Source organism: Lacimonas salitolerans (genome assembly GCF_042677865.1).
GTDB lineage: Bacteria > Pseudomonadota > Alphaproteobacteria > Rhodobacterales > Rhodobacteraceae > Lutimaribacter > Lutimaribacter salitolerans.
Genome location: NZ_JBHUDD010000026.1, coordinates 12,152 through 31,767 on the forward strand (window position 1 = coordinate 12,152; position 19,616 = coordinate 31,767).

Below are 19,616 nucleotides of genomic sequence, written 5' to 3' on the forward strand. Positions count from 1 at the left end.
TCAGGTGCCATCCGTGGCCGCGCTCAGCAGCAGTGCCAGCGCATGATCACGTGCGGCAATGCGCACGGCATCGCGGCCAAGCGCGCCGAACTCCACCGTTTCGCTGCGCGGCGGCTGCCCGGTGACGGCAAGACCGAAACACACGCGGCCCTCGGGCTTGTGCTCGGACCCGCCGGGGCCTGCGATGCCGGTGATCGACACGGCCACATCGGCGGCGGAATGGCGCAGCGCGCCTTCTGCCATTTCAAGCGCCACCTCTTCACTAACGGCACCGTGGGTGGTTAGCGTGTCGGCGCGCACGCCCAGCATCTGGGTCTTGGCGGCATTGGTGTAGGTGATGAACCCGCGCTCATACACGGCGGACGAGCCGGGGATATCGGTGATCGCCGCGCCCAGCATGCCGCCGGTGCAGGATTCGGCGGTGGCGATCATCCGCCCGCGCGCGCCAAAGGCGTCAAGGATCTGCTTGGGCAGGCTCATCCCATCATCCCGTGGAAGGCCCCTGCCGCGATCATCGTGGCGACACCGGCGAACAGCCCCGCCCAAAGGTCATCCAGCATCACCCCCGCCGCGTCGTGGCGACGGTCGGCGCGACCTACCAGCCAGGGCTTCCAGATGTCGAACAGGCGAAAGAACACGAAGGCCGCAACCCAGCCGGGGTATGGGAAATGCCAGTTGTCCAGCCCCATCAGCCAGAAGCCGAAGGAGGGAAACAGCAGCGCCAGCCACTGGCCCGCGACCTCGTCTATCACGATTTCCGACGGGTCCTGCCCGGGTTTGTCGGCCAGTTCGACCTCGCAGGCCCAGAAGCCCCAGCCGATGGCGGCCAGCGTGGCGGCGGCCAGCAGGGGGAAACTGCCGATGCCGTGGATCACCAGCCCCATGGCCACGGCCACGGCGGACCCCCATGTGCCGGGTGCCGGGCGCAGCAGACCTGCGCCAAAGAAGGTAGAGACGAGGCGCGAGACGGTCATGGTTTCACCAGGGTGGCTGTGGCGATGGCGGCGATGCCTTCCTCGCGCCCGGTGAACCCCAGACGCTCCGAGGTGGTGGCCTTGACCGACAGGCGGCTGGCATCAACTCCGGTGATCGCGGCCAGTTCGGCCTGCATCGCCGTGGCATGGGGGCCGATCTTGGGGCGTTCGCAAACCAGCGTGCAGTCGATATTGCCGATGGCGAACCCCAAGTCGCGGGCCATGCCCACCGCATGGCGCAAGAAGATATGGCTGGCGGCGCCTTTCCACTGCGGATCGCTGGGTGGAAAGTGCCGTCCGATGTCGCCCATCGCCAGCGCGCCATAGATCGCGTCGGTGATCGCGTGCAGGCCGACATCGGCGTCAGAATGGCCTTGCAGGGCGCGGTCATGCGGCACCTTGACCCCGCATAGCCAGACGTGATCGCCGGGGCCAAAGCGGTGCACGTCATAGCCGTTGCCAAGGCGGATATCGGGTGACGTCATGCTGCGTCCTTTCAGGATCGCGGCGGCGCGGGCGAAATCGCCCGGCTGCGTTATTTTCAGATTGTCCTCGGACCCGGGCGTGATGGCAACCCGCAGCCCGGCGTCGCGGGCGACCTGCACATCATCAGCAGCCCCGCCCGGATGCGCCAGATGTGCCGCCAGAATGGCGTCGAAGTGAAACCCCTGCGGTGTCTGCGCCCGGAACAGGCCGCTGCGGTCCTGCGTGCCGGTGACATGATCCGTGCCGCGCCACAGCGCATCGGTGACGGGCAGGCCGGGCGCGGCACCGGGGGCGTGATCCAGCGCATCAAGCACGGCGTCGATGACAGCGGCGCTGACACAGGCACGGGCGACATCGTGGATCAGCACGCGGGTCACGCCGCGCCCGGCCAGCGCCTGCAATCCCGCGCGGACCGAGGCATCGCGCGTGGCGCCGCCGGGCACCATGTCGGTGCCTGCGAGCACAAGCGCGGTGTCGTCGGGATGGATCACCATCAGCACATGGTCGATGCGCGGATGACCTGCAAACGCGGCCAGCGTCCAGTCCGCCACGCGGCGGCCTGCCACGACCTGCCACTGCTTGGGCAGGTCACCCCCGGCGCGGGTGCCGCGTCCGGCGGCGACGATCAGGGCGGCGGTTGTCATGGTTCGGTCACTCCTTGTCGCTTGAATAGGGGGTGAGGCGGGCAAGGGCAATCGGCCAGATCGCGCCGATAGATGTGCCTGTTTTTTATGCAGGACCACAGGACATGTGCAAAAGCTGGGCTGGTTTCATTGTTATATCCCGCATCGTAGGTTAGCTAAGGCCAAGTGCACAAGGTTTAGGCACATGACACTGACCCTGAATACCAAAGCCATAACGCCGCCGGTCCTGCTGGCGCCGCTTGCGGGAATCACCGACCTGCCGTTCCGCGATCTGGTGTCGCGTTTCGGTGCCGGGCTGGTGGTAAGCGAAATGATCGCCAGCCACGACATGGTCGCGGCCAAGCCATCCGCGCGCGACCGGGCCGAGCTGGGGTTCGGGGTGGCCAACACCTCGGTCCAGCTGGCCGGGCGCGATCCGCATTGGATGGCCGAGGCGGCGCGCATGGTCGCCGACAATGGCGCGCGGGTGATCGACATAAACATGGGTTGCCCCGCGAAAAAGGTGGTGGGCGGCCTGTCGGGCTCGGCGTTGATGCGGGATCTGGATCACGCCCAGCGGATGATCGAGGCGGTGGTGGGCGCGGTCGATGTGCCGGTAACGCTGAAAACCCGGCTGGGCTGGGATGACGATTGCCTGAACGCCGCCGACCTGGCCCGGCGGGCCGAAGGGGCCGGCGTGGACATGCTGGTGATCCACGGGCGCACGCGCTGCCAGTTCTACAAGGGGCGGGCCGACTGGGCAGCCATTCGCGCCGTCAAGGAGGCGGTGACGATCCCGGTGGTGGCCAATGGCGATATCGTTGACGGGACGACCGCGGCGCGGGCCCTGGCGCTGTCGGGGGCGGCTGGAGTGATGGTCGGGCGCGGCGCGCAGGGGCGGCCCTGGATGCTGGCGCAGATCGCGCATGATCTTGGCCTGGGGCCGGCTCCGGATATTCCGCAAGACCAAGCGTTGATCGATCTGATTTCAGGGCATTACGAGGCGATGTTGATCTTTTACGGAAACGATCTGGGCCTGCGCATCGCGCGCAAGCACCTTGGCTGGTACATGGATGATCTGGGCACGCCGGCGCAGATGCGTCGCCGTATCCTGACCAGCCGCGACCCGGCCGAGGTGCTGCGCCTGCTGCCGGATGCGGCGGAACCCGCAAGGTGCGCCGCATGAGCCCGGCGATCGAGGCGGCGCTGTGGAATTCCCTGCCCGTGCCGGGAATTCTGGTGGACGGTCAGGACCTGATCGCCGATCTGAACCCGGCGGGAGAGGGCTTTTTCAATGCATCTGCCAAGGCGCTGATCGGTCAGCCGGTCTGGGACAGGCTGGCCATAGATGCGCCTTTGGAAGAGGCCTTTGCCCGCGCCCGCGCCGAGGGCACGCCGCTGTTCGTCAACGATGTCGATGTGGGCACCGGCGAACGGGCACCGTTGCAGTGCAATCTTCAGATCGCGCCGTTGCAGGGCTATCCGGGGCAGATGCTGTTCCTGATCGCGCCACGCGAACTGGCCGGGCGGATGACGCAAAGCCATTCGGTGAAATCGGCGGCGAAATCCGCCATCGGCATGGCCGAGATGCTGGCGCATGAGATCAAGAACCCGCTGGCGGGCATCACCGGGGCGGCGCAGTTGCTCAGCATGAGCTTGTCTGCCGAAGACCTTGAATTGACCGATCTTATCGTGTCCGAGACCCGGCGCATCGTGAAGCTGCTCGAGCAGGTCGAGCAATTCGGCAACCTGTCTGCCCCGCAACGCAAGGCCGTGAATATCCATGACGTGCTGGATCGTGCGCGCCGGTCGGCGCTGCTGGGGTTCGGTGCGCATATGAAGATCGTCGAGCAATACGATCCTTCGCTGCCGCTGGCCCATGCTGATCCCGACCAGTTGCTGCAGGTGGTGCTGAATCTGCTGAAAAACGCCTCCGAGGCGGCGGGCAAGGACGGCGGGACGATCACGCTGCACACGTTCTTTGAACATTCCTTCCGGCTGCGGCGCAGCGACGGGTCAGGCCATTCGCTGCCCCTGCAGATCGAGGTGATCGACGATGGTCCCGGTCTGCCCGAGGGGATTCGCAACGACATATTCGAGCCTTTCGTCTCGGGCCGGGAAAACGGCACCGGGCTGGGGCTGGCGCTGGTCAGCAAGATCGTTGGCGACCATGGCGGATGGATTTCGGTGAACTCGGTTCCGGGGCGGACGGTGTTCCGCATCTCGTTGCCGCGCGCGCCGCTGGATCAAGAGGAGAGTGATTGATGGACGGAACCGTACTTGTCGCAGATGACGACCGAACGATCCGCACGGTTCTGACGCAGGCGCTGACGCGGGCGGGCTGCAAGGTGCATGCCACAAGCTCGCTGACCACGCTGATGCGTTGGGTCGGCGAGGGCAAGGGCGATGTCGTGATCAGCGACGTGATGATGCCCGATGGCAACGGGCTGGAAATGCTGCCCAAGATCGCGCAGGACCGGCCCGGCCTGCCGGTGATCGTGATCTCGGCGCAGAATACCATCATGACGGCGATTCAGGCCGCCGAGGCCGAGGCCTATGATTACCTGCCCAAGCCGTTTGACCTGCCCGACCTGATGAAACGCACCGCCCGTGCGCTTGAGGCCCGGCGGCGGCATTCGCCGGCCCGCAGTCTTGAATCTCCGGCCGAGGCCGAGCGCCCCGACGATCTGCCGCTGGTGGGGCGCACGCCCGCGATGCAGACGCTGTACCGGCTGGTGGCGCGGGTGATGAACACCGACCTGCCGGTTCTGATCACCGGCGAATCCGGCACCGGCAAGTCGCTGATCGCCCGTGCCATTCACGATTTTTCCGACCGGCGGACCTTGCCGTTCATCACCGTCACCGCCAGCGACCTGTCGGATCTGGAAGGTCCGGCGCGGGTTCTGGCGCGGGTCAAGGGCGGCACGCTGCTGTTTGACGAACTGGTCGATCTGGATGCCGATGCGCAGGCGCGGATCGTGCGGATGATGGACACGCCCGGCGATCACGTGCCGCGCTTCATGGCGACCAGTCAGGCCAATCTGAACGCGGCGATGGATCAGGGCCGGGTGCGGCAGGATCTGTTCTATCGCATCGGTGGCGCGGCGCTGGATGTGCCCAGCCTGCGCGAACGTGTGGATGACATCCCGCTTTTGGCCGAGCATTTCATCGCCCGGGCCGAGCGTGAAACCGGCGTGGTGCGGCGCTTGTCCGCCGACGCGCTGGAACTGATGCGTGCGTACAGTTGGCCGGGCAACGTGCGGCAGTTGGAGAACGCGATCCGCCGCCTGGTGCTAACCAGCCGCACCGACGAGATCACCCGCAACGAGGTCGAGGCCGTGCTGGGGAGCCAGCCCGAGGTGGAACCTGTGCTGGGCGGCGTGGGCGAGACCGACAACCTGTCGGTCAGCATCGGCCGGCACCTGCGTCGCTATTTCGACCTGCATGGCAACATGTTGCCGCCGCCGGGCCTGTATGGCCGCATCCTGCGCGAGATGGAGGGGCCGCTGATCGAGATCGCGCTGGAGGCGACGGGCGGAAATCAGGCCAAATGCGCCGATCTGCTGGGCATCAACAGAAATACCCTGCGCAAGAAGATCACCGATCTGGATATTAACGTGACACGCCGCCGCAAATTGATGTAAAACCGCAACATATGCGTGGTATTCGGGCCGCAAGAGCCAGAGAAGCCACCATATGTCGTGGTTGAGCACCGTGAAGGTGCATCATTTCGAGGGGCATGCGTGACCACAAAAGCACGGCACACAGGCACGGCGTGGAACAGGTTTGTGCGGCTTCGGCGTCAGCGCCGGGTGCAGACGATGGTGACGCTGGGTCTGGTCCTTCTGGGGCCGGTGCTGGCCTTTGTCACGTTCATGGTGCTGGGGCCGCTGGATGGCGGGTCGTCCTCGCTGTCGCTGCGCCTGGTGCTGATGGCCGACCTGGTCTATGTGCTGCTGCTGGTGGCGCTTGTGGCGCAGCGGGTGCTGGCGCTGGTGGCGGCACGCCGCGCGCAATCCGAAGGATCACGCCTGCATCTGCGCCTGACCGGGGTTTTTGCGCTGATGGCGCTGCTGCCCACGGTGACGGTGGCGGTGTTTGCCACGCTGACGATCAACATCGGGCTGGAGACCTGGTTCTCCGAGCGTGTCCGGCAGGTGGTGGGGGCCTCGCTGGCCGCTGCGCAATCCTATGAGGAGGAAGAGCGGCGGGATCTGAGTGATGACGCCATGTTGCTGGCGCGGTTCATCACCGATCGTCAGCGTCTGACCGGCTTTACCTCGGATGGCGATATCCGCGTGGTCCTGACCGAAGGCCAGAGCCTGATCCAGCGCGGGCTGAAAGAGGCCTATGTGATCAACGGTGACGGCGATCTGCAGGCGCGCGGGCAGCGGTCTTACCTGTTCGATTTCGAGGAACCGACGGCGCAGGACATGCAGGCCGCACGGCGCGATGGCATCCACCTGATCCCCGACTGGCCGAATGACGAGTTCCGCGCGCTGGTGCCCTTGCCGGGTTTTGCCGACAGGTACCTTTATGTCTCGCGCACGGTGGATGGTGACCTGCTGACGCTGCTGGATGAGACGCAGGAAACCGCGCGGTTCTACCAGCAGCAGGAATCCGAACGCGGGCGGCAGTTGTTCGACTTTGCACTGCTGTATTTCGGCTTCGCGGTGCTGCTGATCCTGGCCGCCGTCTGGCTGGGCCTGTGGTTTGCCGAGCGGCTGTCGCGCCCGGTGGGGCGGCTGACCGGCGCCGCGCAGCGCGTGGGCGAGGGCGATCTGGACGTTCAGGTGGTCGAGGAGGACGGCGATGACGAGATCGCCATGCTGGGACGGTATTTCAACCAGATGACCCGCCAGTTGAAGGGGCAGCGCGAAACCCTGCTGGAAAACACCAAGGCGATCGAGCGGCGGCGGCGGCTGTTCGATTCCGTGCTGTCCTCGGTCACGTCCGGCGTTGTGGGCGTCGATGCCAAGGGGCGGGTGACATTCGTCAACCGCTCTGCCGAGCGGCTGCTGGACTGGCACGAAGAGCAGCAATCGCTGGCGCTGACCGTCGCGGTGCCCGAGTTCGGCCCGCTGTTCGAAAAGGTCCGGCACGGGCAGGTGGAAACCGCGCAGGAAGAGGTGCGGGTGACGCGCGCGGGGCGGTCGGAAAACCTGCTGGTGCGGGTCTCGACCCGGCGCAATGCCGATGGCAAGCGCGAGGGGTTCGTGGTGGCCTTTGACGACGTGACCAATCTGGTGGCGGCGCAGCGCATGGCGGCCTGGGGCGACGTGGCCCGGCGCATCGCGCATGAAATCAAGAACCCGCTCACTCCGATCCAGTTGTCGGCAGAGCGGATCAAGCGCAAGTTCGCCCGCCAACTTGAGGCCGAGCAGGCCGAGAGCCTGGACCAGTTGACCGAAGTCATCATACGGCAGACCAACGACTTGCGCCGGATCGTTGACGAGTTTTCGAAATTCGCGCGGATGCCCGAACCCGACCGCAAGCCCGAAAGCCTGACCGAGATCTTGCGCGGGGCAGTGCTGTTGCAACAGGCGGGGCAGCCGGACGTGACCATCAAGCTGGATCAGCCCGATGCCGTTTTTCAGGCTGAACTGGATGCCACGATGATCGGGCAGGCCCTGACCAACCTGATCAAGAACGCGGGCGAGGCGACGCAATCGCGGCAGGCCAGCGGCGCGCCCGAGGGCTATGCCCCCGAAATCCGCATCACCGCCGCGCAGGTCGATGGCATGGCCGAAATCCGCATCATGGACAACGGTATCGGCCTGCCGGCGGATCGCGAGCGCCTGTTCGAACCCTACGTGACTACAAGGGCCGAGGGCACGGGGCTGGGCTTGCCGATCGTGAAGAAGATCATCGAAGAGCATGGTGGCGTTCTGGTGCTGGATGATGCGCCGCCCTTTGACGACGACGGCCATGCCGGGGCGATGGCGGTCATCCGGCTGCCGTTGACCGAACCTGCGCTGGTCGAAAAGCAAGAAACCGTATGAGGATTGCATGAGCGATATTCTTATTGTCGATGACGAACGCGATATCCGCGAATTGATTTCAGACATCCTGCTGGACGAAGGGTATACCACCCGGCTGGCAGGCAATTCCGACGACGCGATGAAAGAGGTGGGCGCAGAGCAGCCCGCGCTGCTGATCCTTGATATCTGGCTGAAAGACAGCCGGATGGATGGGATCGACATCCTCAAGGCGGTCAAGCGCGACAACCCCGATGTGCCGATCATCATCATTTCAGGTCATGGCAACATCGAGATCGCGGTCGCGGCGATCAAGCAGGGGGCTTATGACTTCATCGAAAAACCGTTCAACATCGACCAGTTGCTGGTGGTGATCCGGCGCGCGATGGAAACCAGCCGGTTGCGGCGCGAAAACACCGCGCTGCGGCGCAAGGACAGCGGCAGCACCGAAATGGTCGGCAGCAGCCATGCCTTCAAGGCGTTGCTGGGGCAGTTGGACAAGGTGACCAAATCCAATGGCCGGGTGATGCTGACCGGGCCGGCGGGGTCGGGCAAGGAAATGGCCGCGCGATATGTCCATGCCAATTCCAACCGCGCCAGCGGCCCGTTCGTGACCGTGGGCTGCGCCAGCATCGACGCCGAACGGATGGAAGAGGTGCTGTTCGGTCGCGAAGGCCCCGAACGGGGGGTCGAGCCGGGGTTGCTGGAACAGGCCCATGGCGGCGTGATCTATTTCGACGAGGTGGCGGACATGCCGCTGGGCACGCAGTCCAAGATCCTGCGGGTGCTGGTGGATCAGCAGTTCACCCGCGTCGGCGGCACCGACAAGGTGCGTGTCGATATCCGGGTGATATCCTCGACCAACCGCGATCTTGCGGCGGCGATTGCGACGGGCACGTTCCGGCAGGAACTGTTTCACCGGCTGAACGTGGTCCCGATCGATGTGCCCGGGCTTGAGGACCGGCGCGAGGATATTCCTGAACTGGCCCGCCACTTCATCGCGACCTTCCACCAGACGCAGGGCCTGCCGGCGCGCGATCTGGCCGATGATGCGGTGGCGCTGATGCAGACGATGATCTGGCCGGGCAACGTGCGACAGTTGAAGAACCTGATCGAGCGGGTGCTGATCCTGGGCGATGGCACCGGGCCGATCGAGGCGCGCGAACTGCCCAGCGAAGAGGAAAAGGTGGTCGAAGAGGGGCGCGTCGTCATTTCGGGCACGCTGGCCACCATGCCCCTGCGCGAGGCGCGCGAGGCGTTCGAGCGCGAATACCTGCTGACCCAGATCAACCGCTTTGGCGGCAATATCAGCCGCACCGCCAATTTTGTCGGGATGGAGCGCAGCGCGCTGCACCGCAAGCTCAAAAGCCTCGGGGTGGTCACCACCAGCAAATCCGGCGCGCGCATCGCGCAGATGACCGACGAAGAGGAAGAGGAAGAGGCCGAGGGCTGACGCGCTTCAGCCGCCCTGATTGACGATCTGCCAGCTTCCGTCACGGTTGCGGATCACGCACGAGCTTTCGGTCAGGCGGGGCAGGGTGGTTGTGCGCCCCGCGGGAGCGGCGGACTTGATCTCGGCAGGGCAGGGCGGGATGCTGGCCGGGCTGTAGCCGCGCGCCCGCATGCACTGGCCGATCACCTGCTTGCGCAGGCCTTCGTTGGCGTCGAACACGATCACGTCGCCACCGCGCCTTTCATAGAACACCGTGCAATTGCCGTCCTTGTCACAAATCCGGCGTGGCACGATGGTCACCGGCGTCACGCGGGTCCGGGTGTTCACCGGCACGTCGCGGGCGGCCTGCGTGCGGCAGGTCAGCAACTGGTCATCGGCCTGTGTCACCGGCACACCGGGCTTGTGCCATATCTCCAGCGGGGCGCAGGCGGCCAGACTCAGCGCAAGGCACATGATCAGGGGGCGGGGCATCTGGGGTTCTCCTGTCTTGCGGGGCACTGTGCCCCAAGCGCGGGGGCAATGACAATTCAATTGACCGTCGCAGGTGCATCTGCCATCCAACCGCCCTGAGACATGGGGACATAGATGCCATGAAGGTCATCATCTGCGGGGCAGGCCAGGTCGGCTGGCAGATTGCGCGCCACCTGTCAGGCGAACGCAACGACGTGACGGTCGTGGACAGCAACGCCGACCTGATCCGCCGCGCCACCGACGCGCTGGACGTGCAGGGGATCGCGGGCTTTGCCAGCTATCCCGATGTGCTGGAGCGGGCGGGCGCGCGCGATGCCGACATGGTCATCGCCGCCACCCATTCCGACGAGGTGAACATGGTCACCTGCCAGGTGGCCCATTCGGTGTTTTCCGTCCCGCGCAAGATCGCACGGCTGCGCGCGCAATCCTATCTGACGGCAATCTATTCCGATCTCTACCGCCGCGATCACCTGCCCATCGATGTTGTCATCAGTCCCGAGCGCGAGGTGGCCGAGGCCGCGTTGCAGCGCCTTGGATCGCCTTCGGCCTTTGACACTGAAGTATTCCATGACGGCAAGGCGCAGCTTCTGGGCATCACGATCGAGGATGCCTGCCCGGTGGTCAACACACCGTTGCGGCAGTTGTCCGACCTGTTTTCCACCCTGCGCGCCATCGTTGTCGGCGTGCGGCGACAGGGCACGCTGTTTGCGCCCGAACCGGGCGATCAGCTTTTCGTCGGTGACGATTGCTATGTTGTGGTGGCCAACGAGGACGTGGCGCGCACGCTGGAGATCTTTGGCAAGACCACCAAGAAACAGGAACGCATCGTCGTGATCGGGGGCGGCAATGTCGGTCTGGCCGTCGCCACCCGCCTGGAAGAGCGCGCCGAGCGTCTGCGCGTCAAGATGATCGAAAAGAACCGTCATGTGGCTGAACATGCCGCCGATATTCTGGAACGGACCATCGTGCTGCACGGCGACGGGATGGACAGCGTTCTGCTGAAAGAGGCCAATATCGACCGCGCCGATGCGGTGCTGTGCGTGACCGATGACGACAAGACAAACATGCTGGCGGCCGTGCGCGCCAAGGCCGAAGGCTGCCGCATGGCCATCGTGTTGATCAACGATCCCACGATGGTGCCGCTGATGACGCCGCTTGGGATCGACGCCTATATCAATCCGCGCGCCAGCACCGTCAGCTCGATCCTGCGGCATATCCGCCATGGGCGGGTGCGCGGCGTCTATTCCATCGGCGATGCCGAGGCCGAGGTGATCGAGGCCGAAGTGCTGTCGACATCGCCCATCTCGGGCAAGAAGATCACCGATATCGATTTCCCCGAGGGCGTGCTGATCGGGATGGTGCAGAAGGGTGCAAAGCTGGTGCGTCCCACCGGCAGCCTGCGGATCGATGAAGGCGACGTGATCACCATATTCTCACTGGCCAGCGACGTGCCCGAGGTCGAGCGCCTGTTGCAGGTCTCGATCGACTTTTTCTGACCGATGCGCGCGCGGATCGCAGAACAGCCCCTGTTCCTGCTGATGATGGGGATCAGTGCGCTGGCGATGTATCTGCCCGCGCTGCACGCCCTGTACCTCGACAACGAACGCGAAGCGCGTGCGTTTTTCTACCCCGGCACCCTGCTGCTGCTGCTGACGGTGCTGATCGCGATTGCCCGGGCAGGTCGCCAGAGCAAGCAGCGCAGCGAGATGTGGAACCTTGCCGCCCTGTTCGCGGGCTTTACCGTCCTGCCGCTGATGCTGGCCGTCCCGTTCTACGAGGCGCTGCGCACCACCACCTTTCTGAATGCCTATTACGAGATGGTGTCGAGCCTGACCACCACCGGCGCCACGCTGTTTGCCCCTGAACGGCTGTCGCCCTCGTTGCATTTCTGGCGTGCGCTGGTGGGGTGGCTGGGCGGTTTGCTGATGTGGGTGGCGGCCGCGGCGGTGATGGCCCCGCTAAGCCTGGGCGGCTTCGAGGTGACCGCCAGCGGCGAGCCGGGCCAGACCGATACCGGCGGGGCCTGGGGCGAGGTCGATCCCCAGACACGCATCCTGCGCGTCGCGTCGCATCTGACGCCGGTTTATGCCGGGCTGACGCTGGCGCTGTGGGTGATGCTGCTGATGGGCGGAGATGTGCCGCTGGTGGCGATCAGCCACGCGATGTCGGTCATGGCGACCAGCGGCATTTCCCCGGTTGGCGGGGTCGAGGGCGCGTCCTCGGGGCTGGGTGGCGAGATGGTGATGGCGCTGTTCATGCTGTTTGCCCTGTCGCGCGTCACCTTTTCGGGCGACACGCTGGTGGGCGCCAAGGTCAGCGTGCTGAAGGATTCCGAGTTCCGCCTGGGGCTGGTTCTGGCCCTGTCGATCCCGCTGGTGCTGTTCCTGCGCCATTGGAGCGGGGCCTACGAGTTCGACGAGATCGACAACCTGACCAGCGCGCTCAGCGCATTGTGGGGCGGCGTTTTCACGGTGCTGTCGATGCTGACCACCACCGGGTTTGCCAGCAGCGACTGGGCGGCGGCACAGAACTGGTCCGGCCTGCAGACGCCGGGGTTGATCCTGCTGGGTGTGGCGATGATCGGCGGCGGCGTGGCCACCACGGCGGGCGGGGTCAAGCTGCTGCGGGTCTGGGCGCTGTACCTGCAAGGCCTGCGCGAGATGGAGCGGCTGGTGCATCCGTCCTCGGTCGGGCGCTCGGGGGCGGGCAGTCGGCGGTTGCGCAGGCAGGGGGCCTATATCGCGTGGATATTCTTCATGCTGTTTGCCATCACGGTCACGCTGTTCACGTTGATCATGGCGTGGATCGTCGAGGATGTGCAGCAGGCGCTGGTGCTGACCATCGCGGCCTTGTCGACCACCGGGCCGCTGGTGACGCTGGCCAGCGAAACGCCGATCACGCTGGTGGACCTGAGCATGGCAGGCAAGCTGGTGATGTGCGCGGGCATGGTGCTGGGACGGTTGGAAACGCTGGCCTTCATCGCGCTGCTGACCAGCGATCTGTGGCGGCGCTGACGCGGTTTTGTGGCGACCGTGCAACGGTTTGAAGTTGGGGCTGGAAACTCGCGCAGGCACGATACATAGTGTCCCCGGAACAGGGAAAAGATGCCGGTCCGCGGCATCGGCAAGAACAAAGGTCTTTATTGATGGCTTCCGACAAACAAAACCTGCAGGACGCATTCCTGAATCACACGCGGAAGACCAAGATTCCCGTGACGATCTTTCTGATCAACGGCGTGAAATTGCAGGGCGTGATCACCTGGTTCGACAATTTCTGCGTTCTGTTGCGCCGCGACGGCCAGTCGCAGCTTGTCTACAAGCATGCGATCTCGACGATCATGCCGTCGCAGCCGATCAACCTGTATGACGGTGACGACTCCAATTGAGGGAGCATGATACCCAGCCGACCCGCGCATGGGTGCTTCATCCCGATCTGAAATCCGAACGATTCCGGCGTGATGGGCACCTGGCCCTGGCCGAGGCCGTGGCCCTTGCCGAGGCGCTGCCCGATATCGAGGTGGTGGGCCAGACCAATGTGCCGCTGCAACGCCCGATGGCCGGGCTGCTGTTCGGCAAGGGCAAGATCGAAGAGCTGAAGGCGCTGTTCGAGGCGCAGGAGGTCGAGCTGGTGTTGGTCGATGGCCCGGTCACGCCCATTCAGCAGCGCAATCTGGAAAAGGCCTGGGGCGTCAAGCTGCTGGATCGCACCGGGCTGATCCTCGAGATTTTCAGCGACCGTGCCGCCACCCGCGAAGGCGTGTTGCAGGTCGAAATGGCGCATCTGTCCTATCAGCGCACCCGGCTGGTGCGGGCCTGGACCCACCTGGAACGCCAGCGCGGCGGGCTGGGCTTTGTCGGCGGCCCTGGCGAGACGCAGATCGAGGCGGACCGCCGCGCCATCGACGACCAGCTTGTGCGCCTGCGCCGACAGCTCGACAAGGTGGTGCGCACCCGCGACCTGCACCGCAAGGCGCGGGCCAAGGTGCCCTATCCCGTCGTGGCGCTGGTGGGCTATACCAACGCGGGCAAATCGACGCTGTTCAACCGGCTGACCGGGGCCGAGGTTCTGGTCAAGGACATGCTGTTTGCCACGCTGGACCCCACCATGCGCGCGGTCAAGCTGCCCGAGGGCGGGCCGGATGTGATCCTGTCCGACACCGTTGGGTTCATCAGCGATCTGCCGACCGAACTGGTGGCCGCCTTCCGCGCCACGCTGGAAGAGGTGCTGGCTGCCGATCTGATCGTGCATGTGCGCGACATCAGCCACCCCGAAACCGAGGATCAGGCCAAGGACGTGGCCGACATTCTGGCGTCGCTGGGTGTGGCGCAGGGCGTGCCGCTGATCGAGTTGTGGAACAAGATCGACACGCTGCCCCCTGCGCAGGCCGAGGCGCTGGAGACGGCGGCGGCGCGCAAGGACGGTGTCTTTGCCATATCGGCCCTGACCGGCGCGGGGCTGCCCGCGTTTCTGGACGCGGTGGCGCGGCAACTGGATGAGGTGCGCCACGAAACCCGCCTGCACCTGCCCTTTGCCGAGGCCCGCAAGCGCGCCTGGCTGCATGAACAGGAAGTCGTCGAGCACGAGGACCAGGTCGAAGACGGGTTCGACCTGCTGCTGCGCTGGACCGACCGCCAGGAAAAGCGTTTTCGCGAAATGTGACCACCGGAGGACCACATGGAACTGACCGATAAATCCGCGCTGGAGCTGTCCAGCCTGCTGGAAACCCGCCAGATCAGCGCGGTTGAGCTGATGCAGGCGACGCTGGACCGCATCGCGGCGGTCAATGGCACGGTCAATGCGGTGGTGTCGCTGGGCGATGCGGATGACCTGCTGACAGCGGCGCGGGTGGCCGATGACGCGCCGCGCAAGGGCTGGCTGCATGGCATTCCGATGGCGATCAAGGACATGGCGAATGTGGCAGGGTTTCCCACCTCGATGGGGTCGCCTGTGATGCCCACGGAACCGGCGAAGACAGACGATCTTATGGTGGGCCGATTGCGCGCGGCGGGGGCCGTGTTCATCGGCAAGACGAACACGCCCGAAATGGGGCTTGGCAGCCACACGTTCAATTCCGTGCATGGCACGACGCTCAACCCCTATGATCACAGCCGCAGCGCGGGCGGGTCGTCGGGTGGTGCTGCGGCGGCGCTGGCCTGCCGCATGGTCTCGGTGGCCGATGGATCGGACGTGATGGGCAGTCTGCGCAACCCGGCTGCCTGGAACAACGTCTATGGCATGCGCCCAAGCTGGGGCCGGGTGCCAAGCGAGCCCAAGACAGAGATGTTTCTGCACCCGGTCGGCACATCCGGCCCGATGGCGCGCGATCCACGCGATCTGGCCGCGCTGCTTGAGGTGCAGGCCGGACCCGACCCGCGCCAGCCCTTTGGTCTGCCTGCCGAAAGCTACCTTGATCGTATCGCCGCCAACATCAAGGGGCGCCGCATCGGCTGGCTGGGTGACTGGGGCGGGGCCTATCAGATGGAGCCGGGCATACTGGAGCTGACCGAGGCCGCGCTGCGCGTGTTCGAGGATCTGGGCGCGATTGTGGAACCTGTTGCCCCACCGATCGAGGCCGCGCAGCTCTGGGATTCGTGGCTGTGCCTGCGCGCCTTAGCCAATGCCGGACGTCTGGACCCGTTGTATCAGAACCCCACCACCCGCGCGCGGCTCAAGCCCGACGCGGTGTGGGAGATCGAGACCGGTCGCGCCCTTGGCGCCATCGAGATCCAGCGCCTGTCGCTGATCCGGTCGGACTGGTATCTCCGGGCGGCGGCGTTGTTCGATACCTATGACGCGCTGGTGCTGCCCTCGACCCAGGTCTGGCCCTTCCCGGCAGAGTGGGAGCGCCCGCACGAGATCAACGGCACGCCGATGGATACCTATCATCGCTGGATGGAGGTCGTGGTGCCGGTCAGCCTGATCGGCCTGCCTTGCGTCAACCTGCCCGTCGGGTTCGGGGCCAACGGCCTGCCGGGCGGTGCGCAACTGTTCGGGCGGCACGGCGACGATCTGGGCCTTTTGCAATTGTCGCAGGCCTATCATCAGGCGACCGACTGGCCCGGGAAACACGCGCCCGTCGTGTCATAGGGGTTGATCCGGCGGCAATTTGTCGCTCTCCTGTCCGAAAACCGGTTTTCGGGGGGAGCAATGAAAGAGCAGCCACAACTGGGTGTGCCGCCGCTGGGTCAGGTCACATTCGCCATGCTGGGAACGGCGCTGCGTCGCGGCGTCGCCGATCTGCGCCGCGCGCCATTTTACGGGTTCGTGTTCGCGCTTGTCTACGTGCTGGTCGGGCTGATCTTTGCCGCCATCACCCTTGCCACTGGCAAAAGCTACTGGCTGGTGTTTGCCGCCGTCGGCTTTCCGCTGGTCGGCCCCTTTGCCGCCGTCGGTCTGTACGAGGTCAGCCGCCGGTTGCAGCGCGGGCAGGCGCTGGACACGCTTCAGATCTTTGGCGTGATCCTGAGCCAGTCAAAGCGCCAGCTGCCGTCGATCTGCGCCATCGTGCTGTTCTTTTTCCTGGTCTGGTTCTTCATCGCCCACATGATCTTTGCGCTGTTCATGGGGTTCTCGACCATGACGAACGTGTCCAGTTCCTACGAGGTCTATCTGACCACCGAGGGTCTGACGATGCTGGGCGTCGGCACGGTCGTGGGGGCGGGGTTTGCCCTGCTGCTGTATATGATCACGGTGATCTCGCTGCCGCTGCTGCTGGACCGCGAGGTGGATTTCGTGACCGCCATGATCACCAGCTTCCAGACCGTGCTGGCCAACCCGGTGCCGCTGCTGATCTGGGGCGTGTTCATCGCGGTAATCACCTTTGTCGCGCTGCTGCCGTGGTTTTTGGGGCTGTTCGTGGTGCTGCCGGTTCTGGGCCATGCCACATGGCACCTGTACGATCAGATCGTCGCGGCAGGGGCGCAGGAGCACGAGGCCGCGCAACCGGCTTGACGGCGGCGACCCGCTCCCTCAGGCGAAGCAGAGGGCTGACCGTCAGAGCGATCAGAGCGGGCGGATCTTCAGGTTGGTGATGCGGTTGCCGTCGCGGCCCGTCACCTCGAACCGGAAACCGTGGAACGAGAACACCTGACCCACGTCGGGGATCATCTGCGCCTCGTGGATCACCAGACCGGCGACGGTATTGGCCTCTTCGTCGGGCAGGTTCCAGTCGGTGGCGCGATTGAGGTCGCGCAGGGTCATCGCGCCGTCGATGACGAAATTGTTGTCCTTGCCCTTCTGGATCGGATGCTCGGCATCGGGGTCGAACTCGTCGGTGATCTCGCCCACGATCTCTTCGAGGATATCTTCCAGCGTGATCAGACCTTCGATGCTGCCATACTCATCCACCACCAGCGCGAAATGCGTGCGACGGCGCAGGAACTGGCGCATCTGATCGTCCAGCGTGGTGGTGTCGGGCACGAAATACGGCTCCATCGCCACGTCGAGAATATCGAAATCCGCCAGCCCCTTGGCGGACGCGTCCGGGCCGAACATCAGCTTGTGCATCGCGCGCAGCAGGTCCTTGGCATGGACGACGCCAACGATATTGTCGGGATCGTCCTTGAACACCGGCAGGCGGGTGTGCGGGCTGTTGAGGCATTGTTGCAGCAATTCCTCGGGGTCCAGCCCGGCATCCAGCATCTCGATCTGGCTGCGATGCAGCATGATTTCCTCGACCGCGCGTTCGCCAAGGTCCAGCGCGCCCAGGATGCGGTCGCGGTCTTCCTTTTCGACCACGCCTTCGGAATGGCCCAGATAAAGCGCGCCTGCGATCTCTTCTCGGACGGCGAGGATATGGCTGTCTGGGTCGGTCTGGACGCCGAAGATCCGCAGGATTCCGCGGACGAAATAGCGCACGGCGCCGACGACGGGGGAGAAGACGGTGACCACGACCTTTATCACCGGGGCGACCAGCGAGGCGGCGCTTTCGGCGTTGGTGATGGCGTAGGTCTTGGGCAGCACCTCGGCGAAAACCAGCACCAGAAGGGTCATCACGAGGGTCGCCAGCGCCACGCCGGATTCGCCGAACACCCGGGTGAACAGCGCCGTGGCCAGGGACGCGGCCAGGATGTTGACCATGTTGTTGCCCAAGAGGACCGACCCGATAAGCCGTTCATTATCCTCGGTAATCTGCAACGCAAGCTGCGCGCCCTTGGAGCCCTTGTCGGCCTGTGCGCGCAGTTTTCCGCGGCTGGCGGCGGTCAGGGCGGTCTCTGATCCCGAGAAGAATCCGGAGAGAACCAGCAGGAACAGGATCGAGCCGGTGGTGATCCAGAATGTGGCGTCGAACATGGGGGCAGGGGCCTTTGGGGTTGGGAAATATCCCCGTGGTTATGCTGTCTGCGGCCCGCCGGATCAAGGGGCAGGCGCGCCGGGGCAGGGGCAACGGGGACGGAAAACGGCCATGCACGGCGCATGCACATCCCATGCACATGGTATGCGAGGGGTGGTGGAGAACTTTGATGCCCGAGACAACATTCCCCTTTAGGATAATGAGAAACAGTTCGAAACAATTTACACGGGCATCTTGATCACCGCGCTGGTTCGCGACAATAGTGAGTGGTAACCTTGTGACACTTGAGAAGGATGCTGTCATGGATGCTAAAGAAGATGCCCAACCGAGATCGTTTGAAGAGGCACTTGACCTGGTTCAAAGTTCACCGACGCTTCGGAAAATCAAGGCTCATATTGATAACTCGAACCTATCTGCTGATCTGAAAGCAATCCTTTATGATGTAGCCAAGATTTCTGTAAAAATTGGCGAAACAGTAGTGGCTTTGGGGCGACGAGTTTTCGTTATTGCATCAGCTTTGGTCGAGAAGTTTCCGAACCTCACAATTGGAACGCTGGTTGGGCTAGTTGTCGCGACTGTCGTAGGTGGTACAGTTGGAGCTATTCCTATCCTGGGAGCTACACTCGCGGCGATTCTGTCGAAGTTGATAGTAATTCTGGGAGTTGGTAAGGGATTTATCGACGACCTTCGCAACAATGCTGCAAAAGCTGAAATGGATCGCGTCGCACAGCAATTTGATGTGTTGGGTCTGGGGATGGCAAGGCCGTGACAATCGAAACAGATAGGAAGGACATTCAGAGCTTTGAGAGCGTTGAATCAGTTCTTGCGAATAACGAGCGTTTCAAAGTGAAGCTCGGTATCGGAAGTAATGCTTACACGTCCCTTAGAACAAGCAAACTGGTCGGGCAGCTTTGGGACATGGGAGGCGCAGCGGGAACCGGGGCGGGACTTGCAGCATCTGGAACAGTCGCATCAACGTTTTTTGGGAGTTTCTGGACGACTGTAGGGCTTGCGACGGCTGCCACACCTGTTGGATGGATAGTCGGCGCTGCGGTGGTGTCAGGCGGAGCCTACTACGGCGTGGCACGTCTTTTCAAATCCTACTCAAGTAGTCGGGTAGATGAAATTCCGAAGTTCCTCAACTCAGGCTTGGATGTCTTGGCGACGGCAACACTGGACTTGATTGGTGGACTGGCACTTAAGGTTGCTGCTATCGATGGCAAGATTGATGAGCAGGAGCGGATTGCGATTAAAGAATATTGGTCCCTTCGCGATTTGTGTGGGTTAAGGCGCACTGGCCTGTTCAGGGTCGCACCAGATGTTGTTGTCACGACGTGA

Annotated in this window: 18 protein-coding genes; 13 read left to right on the forward strand and 5 right to left on the reverse strand. The window is 64.2% G+C overall.

Annotated features, from left to right (window positions below; all coding sequences use genetic code 11):
- Genes ACFTOW_RS02245 through ACFTOW_RS02255 form a run of 3 tightly spaced genes read right to left on the reverse strand, consistent with a single transcriptional unit; the run spans position 1 to position 2,104 of the window.
- Positions 1-480: a CinA family protein gene (locus tag ACFTOW_RS02245; protein ID WP_379912635.1), complete on the reverse strand. Its 480-nt coding sequence runs from the start codon at positions 478-480 to the stop codon at positions 1-3.
- On the reverse strand, positions 477-974 hold the full coding sequence (locus tag ACFTOW_RS02250; RefSeq protein WP_379912637.1) for a phosphatidylglycerophosphatase A family protein: 498 nt from the start codon (positions 972-974) through the stop codon (positions 477-479). The genes ACFTOW_RS02245 and ACFTOW_RS02250 overlap by 4 nt, the downstream gene beginning before the upstream one ends.
- Positions 971-2,104, reverse strand: coding sequence for a bifunctional 2-C-methyl-D-erythritol 4-phosphate cytidylyltransferase/2-C-methyl-D-erythritol 2,4-cyclodiphosphate synthase (locus tag ACFTOW_RS02255; RefSeq protein ID WP_379912639.1), 1,134 nt, complete (start codon positions 2,102-2,104; stop codon positions 971-973). Before ACFTOW_RS02255 ends, ACFTOW_RS02250 begins: the two co-directional genes overlap by 4 nt.
- Before the next feature lie 184 nt (positions 2,105-2,288).
- Between ACFTOW_RS02255 and dusB the strand changes: the two genes are divergently transcribed.
- From dusB to ntrX, 5 genes are all read left to right on the forward strand, one after another.
- Positions 2,289-3,269, forward strand: coding sequence for a tRNA dihydrouridine synthase DusB (gene dusB, locus ACFTOW_RS02260; protein WP_379912641.1), 981 nt, complete (start codon positions 2,289-2,291; stop codon positions 3,267-3,269).
- On the forward strand, positions 3,266-4,348 hold the full coding sequence (locus ACFTOW_RS02265; RefSeq protein ID WP_379912643.1) for a two-component system sensor histidine kinase NtrB: 1,083 nt from the start codon (positions 3,266-3,268) through the stop codon (positions 4,346-4,348). The genes dusB and ACFTOW_RS02265 overlap by 4 nt, the downstream gene beginning before the upstream one ends.
- Positions 4,348-5,727 carry a response regulator gene (locus ACFTOW_RS02270; protein WP_379912645.1) on the forward strand — a complete coding sequence of 460 codons (1,380 nt, stop codon included), beginning with the start codon at positions 4,348-4,350 and terminating at the stop codon, positions 5,725-5,727. Before ACFTOW_RS02265 ends, ACFTOW_RS02270 begins: the two co-directional genes overlap by 1 nt.
- 177 nt (positions 5,728-5,904) lie before the next feature.
- Positions 5,905-8,085, forward strand: a complete 2,181-nt coding sequence (locus ACFTOW_RS02275) for a sensor histidine kinase NtrY-like (RefSeq protein WP_379912667.1) — start codon at positions 5,905-5,907, stop codon at positions 8,083-8,085.
- A 7-nt stretch (positions 8,086-8,092) separates the two neighbouring features.
- Positions 8,093-9,514: a nitrogen assimilation response regulator NtrX gene (gene ntrX, locus ACFTOW_RS02280; protein WP_379912647.1), complete on the forward strand. Its 1,422-nt coding sequence runs from the start codon at positions 8,093-8,095 to the stop codon at positions 9,512-9,514.
- 6 nt (positions 9,515-9,520) lie between these two features.
- On the opposite strand, the gene ACFTOW_RS02285 is transcribed toward ntrX, so the two are convergent.
- Positions 9,521-9,985 carry a hypothetical protein gene (locus tag ACFTOW_RS02285; protein WP_379912649.1) on the reverse strand — a complete coding sequence of 155 codons (465 nt, stop codon included), beginning with the start codon at positions 9,983-9,985 and terminating at the stop codon, positions 9,521-9,523.
- A gap of 119 nt (positions 9,986-10,104) precedes the next feature.
- Between ACFTOW_RS02285 and trkA the strand changes: the two genes are divergently transcribed.
- From trkA to ACFTOW_RS02315, 6 genes are all read left to right on the forward strand, one after another.
- Positions 10,105-11,481: a Trk system potassium transporter TrkA gene (gene trkA, locus ACFTOW_RS02290; RefSeq protein ID WP_379912651.1), complete on the forward strand. Its 1,377-nt coding sequence runs from the start codon at positions 10,105-10,107 to the stop codon at positions 11,479-11,481.
- A 3-nt stretch (positions 11,482-11,484) separates the two neighbouring features.
- Positions 11,485-12,999 (forward strand): TrkH family potassium uptake protein, encoded by a 1,515-nt coding sequence (locus ACFTOW_RS02295; protein WP_379912653.1) that lies wholly within the window; start codon positions 11,485-11,487, stop codon positions 12,997-12,999.
- A gap of 131 nt (positions 13,000-13,130) precedes the next feature.
- On the forward strand, positions 13,131-13,370 hold the full coding sequence (gene hfq / locus ACFTOW_RS02300) for an RNA chaperone Hfq (protein ID WP_024812204.1): 240 nt from the start codon (positions 13,131-13,133) through the stop codon (positions 13,368-13,370).
- Complete coding sequence (gene hflX, locus ACFTOW_RS02305; protein WP_379912655.1) at positions 13,367-14,644, forward strand: GTPase HflX; 1,278 nt, start codon at positions 13,367-13,369, stop codon at positions 14,642-14,644. The genes hfq and hflX overlap by 4 nt, the downstream gene beginning before the upstream one ends.
- 15 nt (positions 14,645-14,659) lie before the next feature.
- On the forward strand, positions 14,660-16,072 hold the full coding sequence (locus ACFTOW_RS02310) for an amidase (RefSeq protein WP_379912657.1): 1,413 nt from the start codon (positions 14,660-14,662) through the stop codon (positions 16,070-16,072).
- 60 nt (positions 16,073-16,132) lie between these two features.
- Positions 16,133-16,936 carry a DUF2189 domain-containing protein gene (locus tag ACFTOW_RS02315; RefSeq protein ID WP_379912659.1) on the forward strand — a complete coding sequence of 268 codons (804 nt, stop codon included), beginning with the start codon at positions 16,133-16,135 and terminating at the stop codon, positions 16,934-16,936.
- Positions 16,937-16,987: 51 nt separating this feature from the next.
- Here the strand turns inward: ACFTOW_RS02315 and ACFTOW_RS02320 are convergent, their stop codons facing one another.
- Positions 16,988-18,277, reverse strand: a complete 1,290-nt coding sequence (locus tag ACFTOW_RS02320; protein ID WP_379912661.1) for an HlyC/CorC family transporter — start codon at positions 18,275-18,277, stop codon at positions 16,988-16,990.
- Positions 18,278-18,579: 302 nt separating this feature from the next.
- Here ACFTOW_RS02320 and ACFTOW_RS02325 point away from each other — a divergent pair, with 302 nt between their 5' ends.
- Together ACFTOW_RS02325 and ACFTOW_RS02330 are read left to right on the forward strand one after the other, a co-directional pair.
- Positions 18,580-19,047, forward strand: a complete 468-nt coding sequence (locus ACFTOW_RS02325; protein ID WP_379912663.1) for a hypothetical protein — start codon at positions 18,580-18,582, stop codon at positions 19,045-19,047.
- Entirely contained in the window at positions 19,044-19,616 is a 573-nt protein-coding gene (locus tag ACFTOW_RS02330) for a hypothetical protein (RefSeq protein ID WP_379912665.1), read from the forward strand. The genes ACFTOW_RS02325 and ACFTOW_RS02330 overlap by 4 nt, the downstream gene beginning before the upstream one ends.

Coding starts and splice junctions, on each gene's coding strand:
- ACFTOW_RS02250 (WP_379912637.1), bottom strand. CDS start 974: ATGACCGTCTCGCGCCTCGTCTCTACCTTCTTTGGCGCAGGTCTGCTG.
- ACFTOW_RS02270 (WP_379912645.1), top strand. CDS start 4,348: ATGGACGGAACCGTACTTGTCGCAGATGACGACCGAACGATCCGCACG.
- ACFTOW_RS02325 (WP_379912663.1), top strand. CDS start 18,580: ATGGATGCTAAAGAAGATGCCCAACCGAGATCGTTTGAAGAGGCACTT.
- ACFTOW_RS02275 (WP_379912667.1), top strand. CDS start 5,905: ATGGTGACGCTGGGTCTGGTCCTTCTGGGGCCGGTGCTGGCCTTTGTC.
- ACFTOW_RS02265 (WP_379912643.1), top strand. CDS start 3,266: ATGAGCCCGGCGATCGAGGCGGCGCTGTGGAATTCCCTGCCCGTGCCG.
- ACFTOW_RS02295 (WP_379912653.1), top strand. CDS start 11,485: ATGCGCGCGCGGATCGCAGAACAGCCCCTGTTCCTGCTGATGATGGGG.
- ACFTOW_RS02255 (WP_379912639.1), bottom strand. CDS start 2,104: ATGACAACCGCCGCCCTGATCGTCGCCGCCGGACGCGGCACCCGCGCC.
- ACFTOW_RS02310 (WP_379912657.1), top strand. CDS start 14,660: ATGGAACTGACCGATAAATCCGCGCTGGAGCTGTCCAGCCTGCTGGAA.
- ACFTOW_RS02245 (WP_379912635.1), bottom strand. CDS start 480: ATGAGCCTGCCCAAGCAGATCCTTGACGCCTTTGGCGCGCGCGGGCGG.
- ACFTOW_RS02315 (WP_379912659.1), top strand. CDS start 16,133: ATGAAAGAGCAGCCACAACTGGGTGTGCCGCCGCTGGGTCAGGTCACA.
- hfq (WP_024812204.1), top strand. CDS start 13,131: ATGGCTTCCGACAAACAAAACCTGCAGGACGCATTCCTGAATCACACG.
- ntrX (WP_379912647.1), top strand. CDS start 8,093: ATGAGCGATATTCTTATTGTCGATGACGAACGCGATATCCGCGAATTG.
- dusB (WP_379912641.1), top strand. CDS start 2,289: ATGACACTGACCCTGAATACCAAAGCCATAACGCCGCCGGTCCTGCTG.
- ACFTOW_RS02285 (WP_379912649.1), bottom strand. CDS start 9,985: ATGCCCCGCCCCCTGATCATGTGCCTTGCGCTGAGTCTGGCCGCCTGC.
- ACFTOW_RS02320 (WP_379912661.1), bottom strand. CDS start 18,277: ATGTTCGACGCCACATTCTGGATCACCACCGGCTCGATCCTGTTCCTG.
- trkA (WP_379912651.1), top strand. CDS start 10,105: ATGAAGGTCATCATCTGCGGGGCAGGCCAGGTCGGCTGGCAGATTGCG.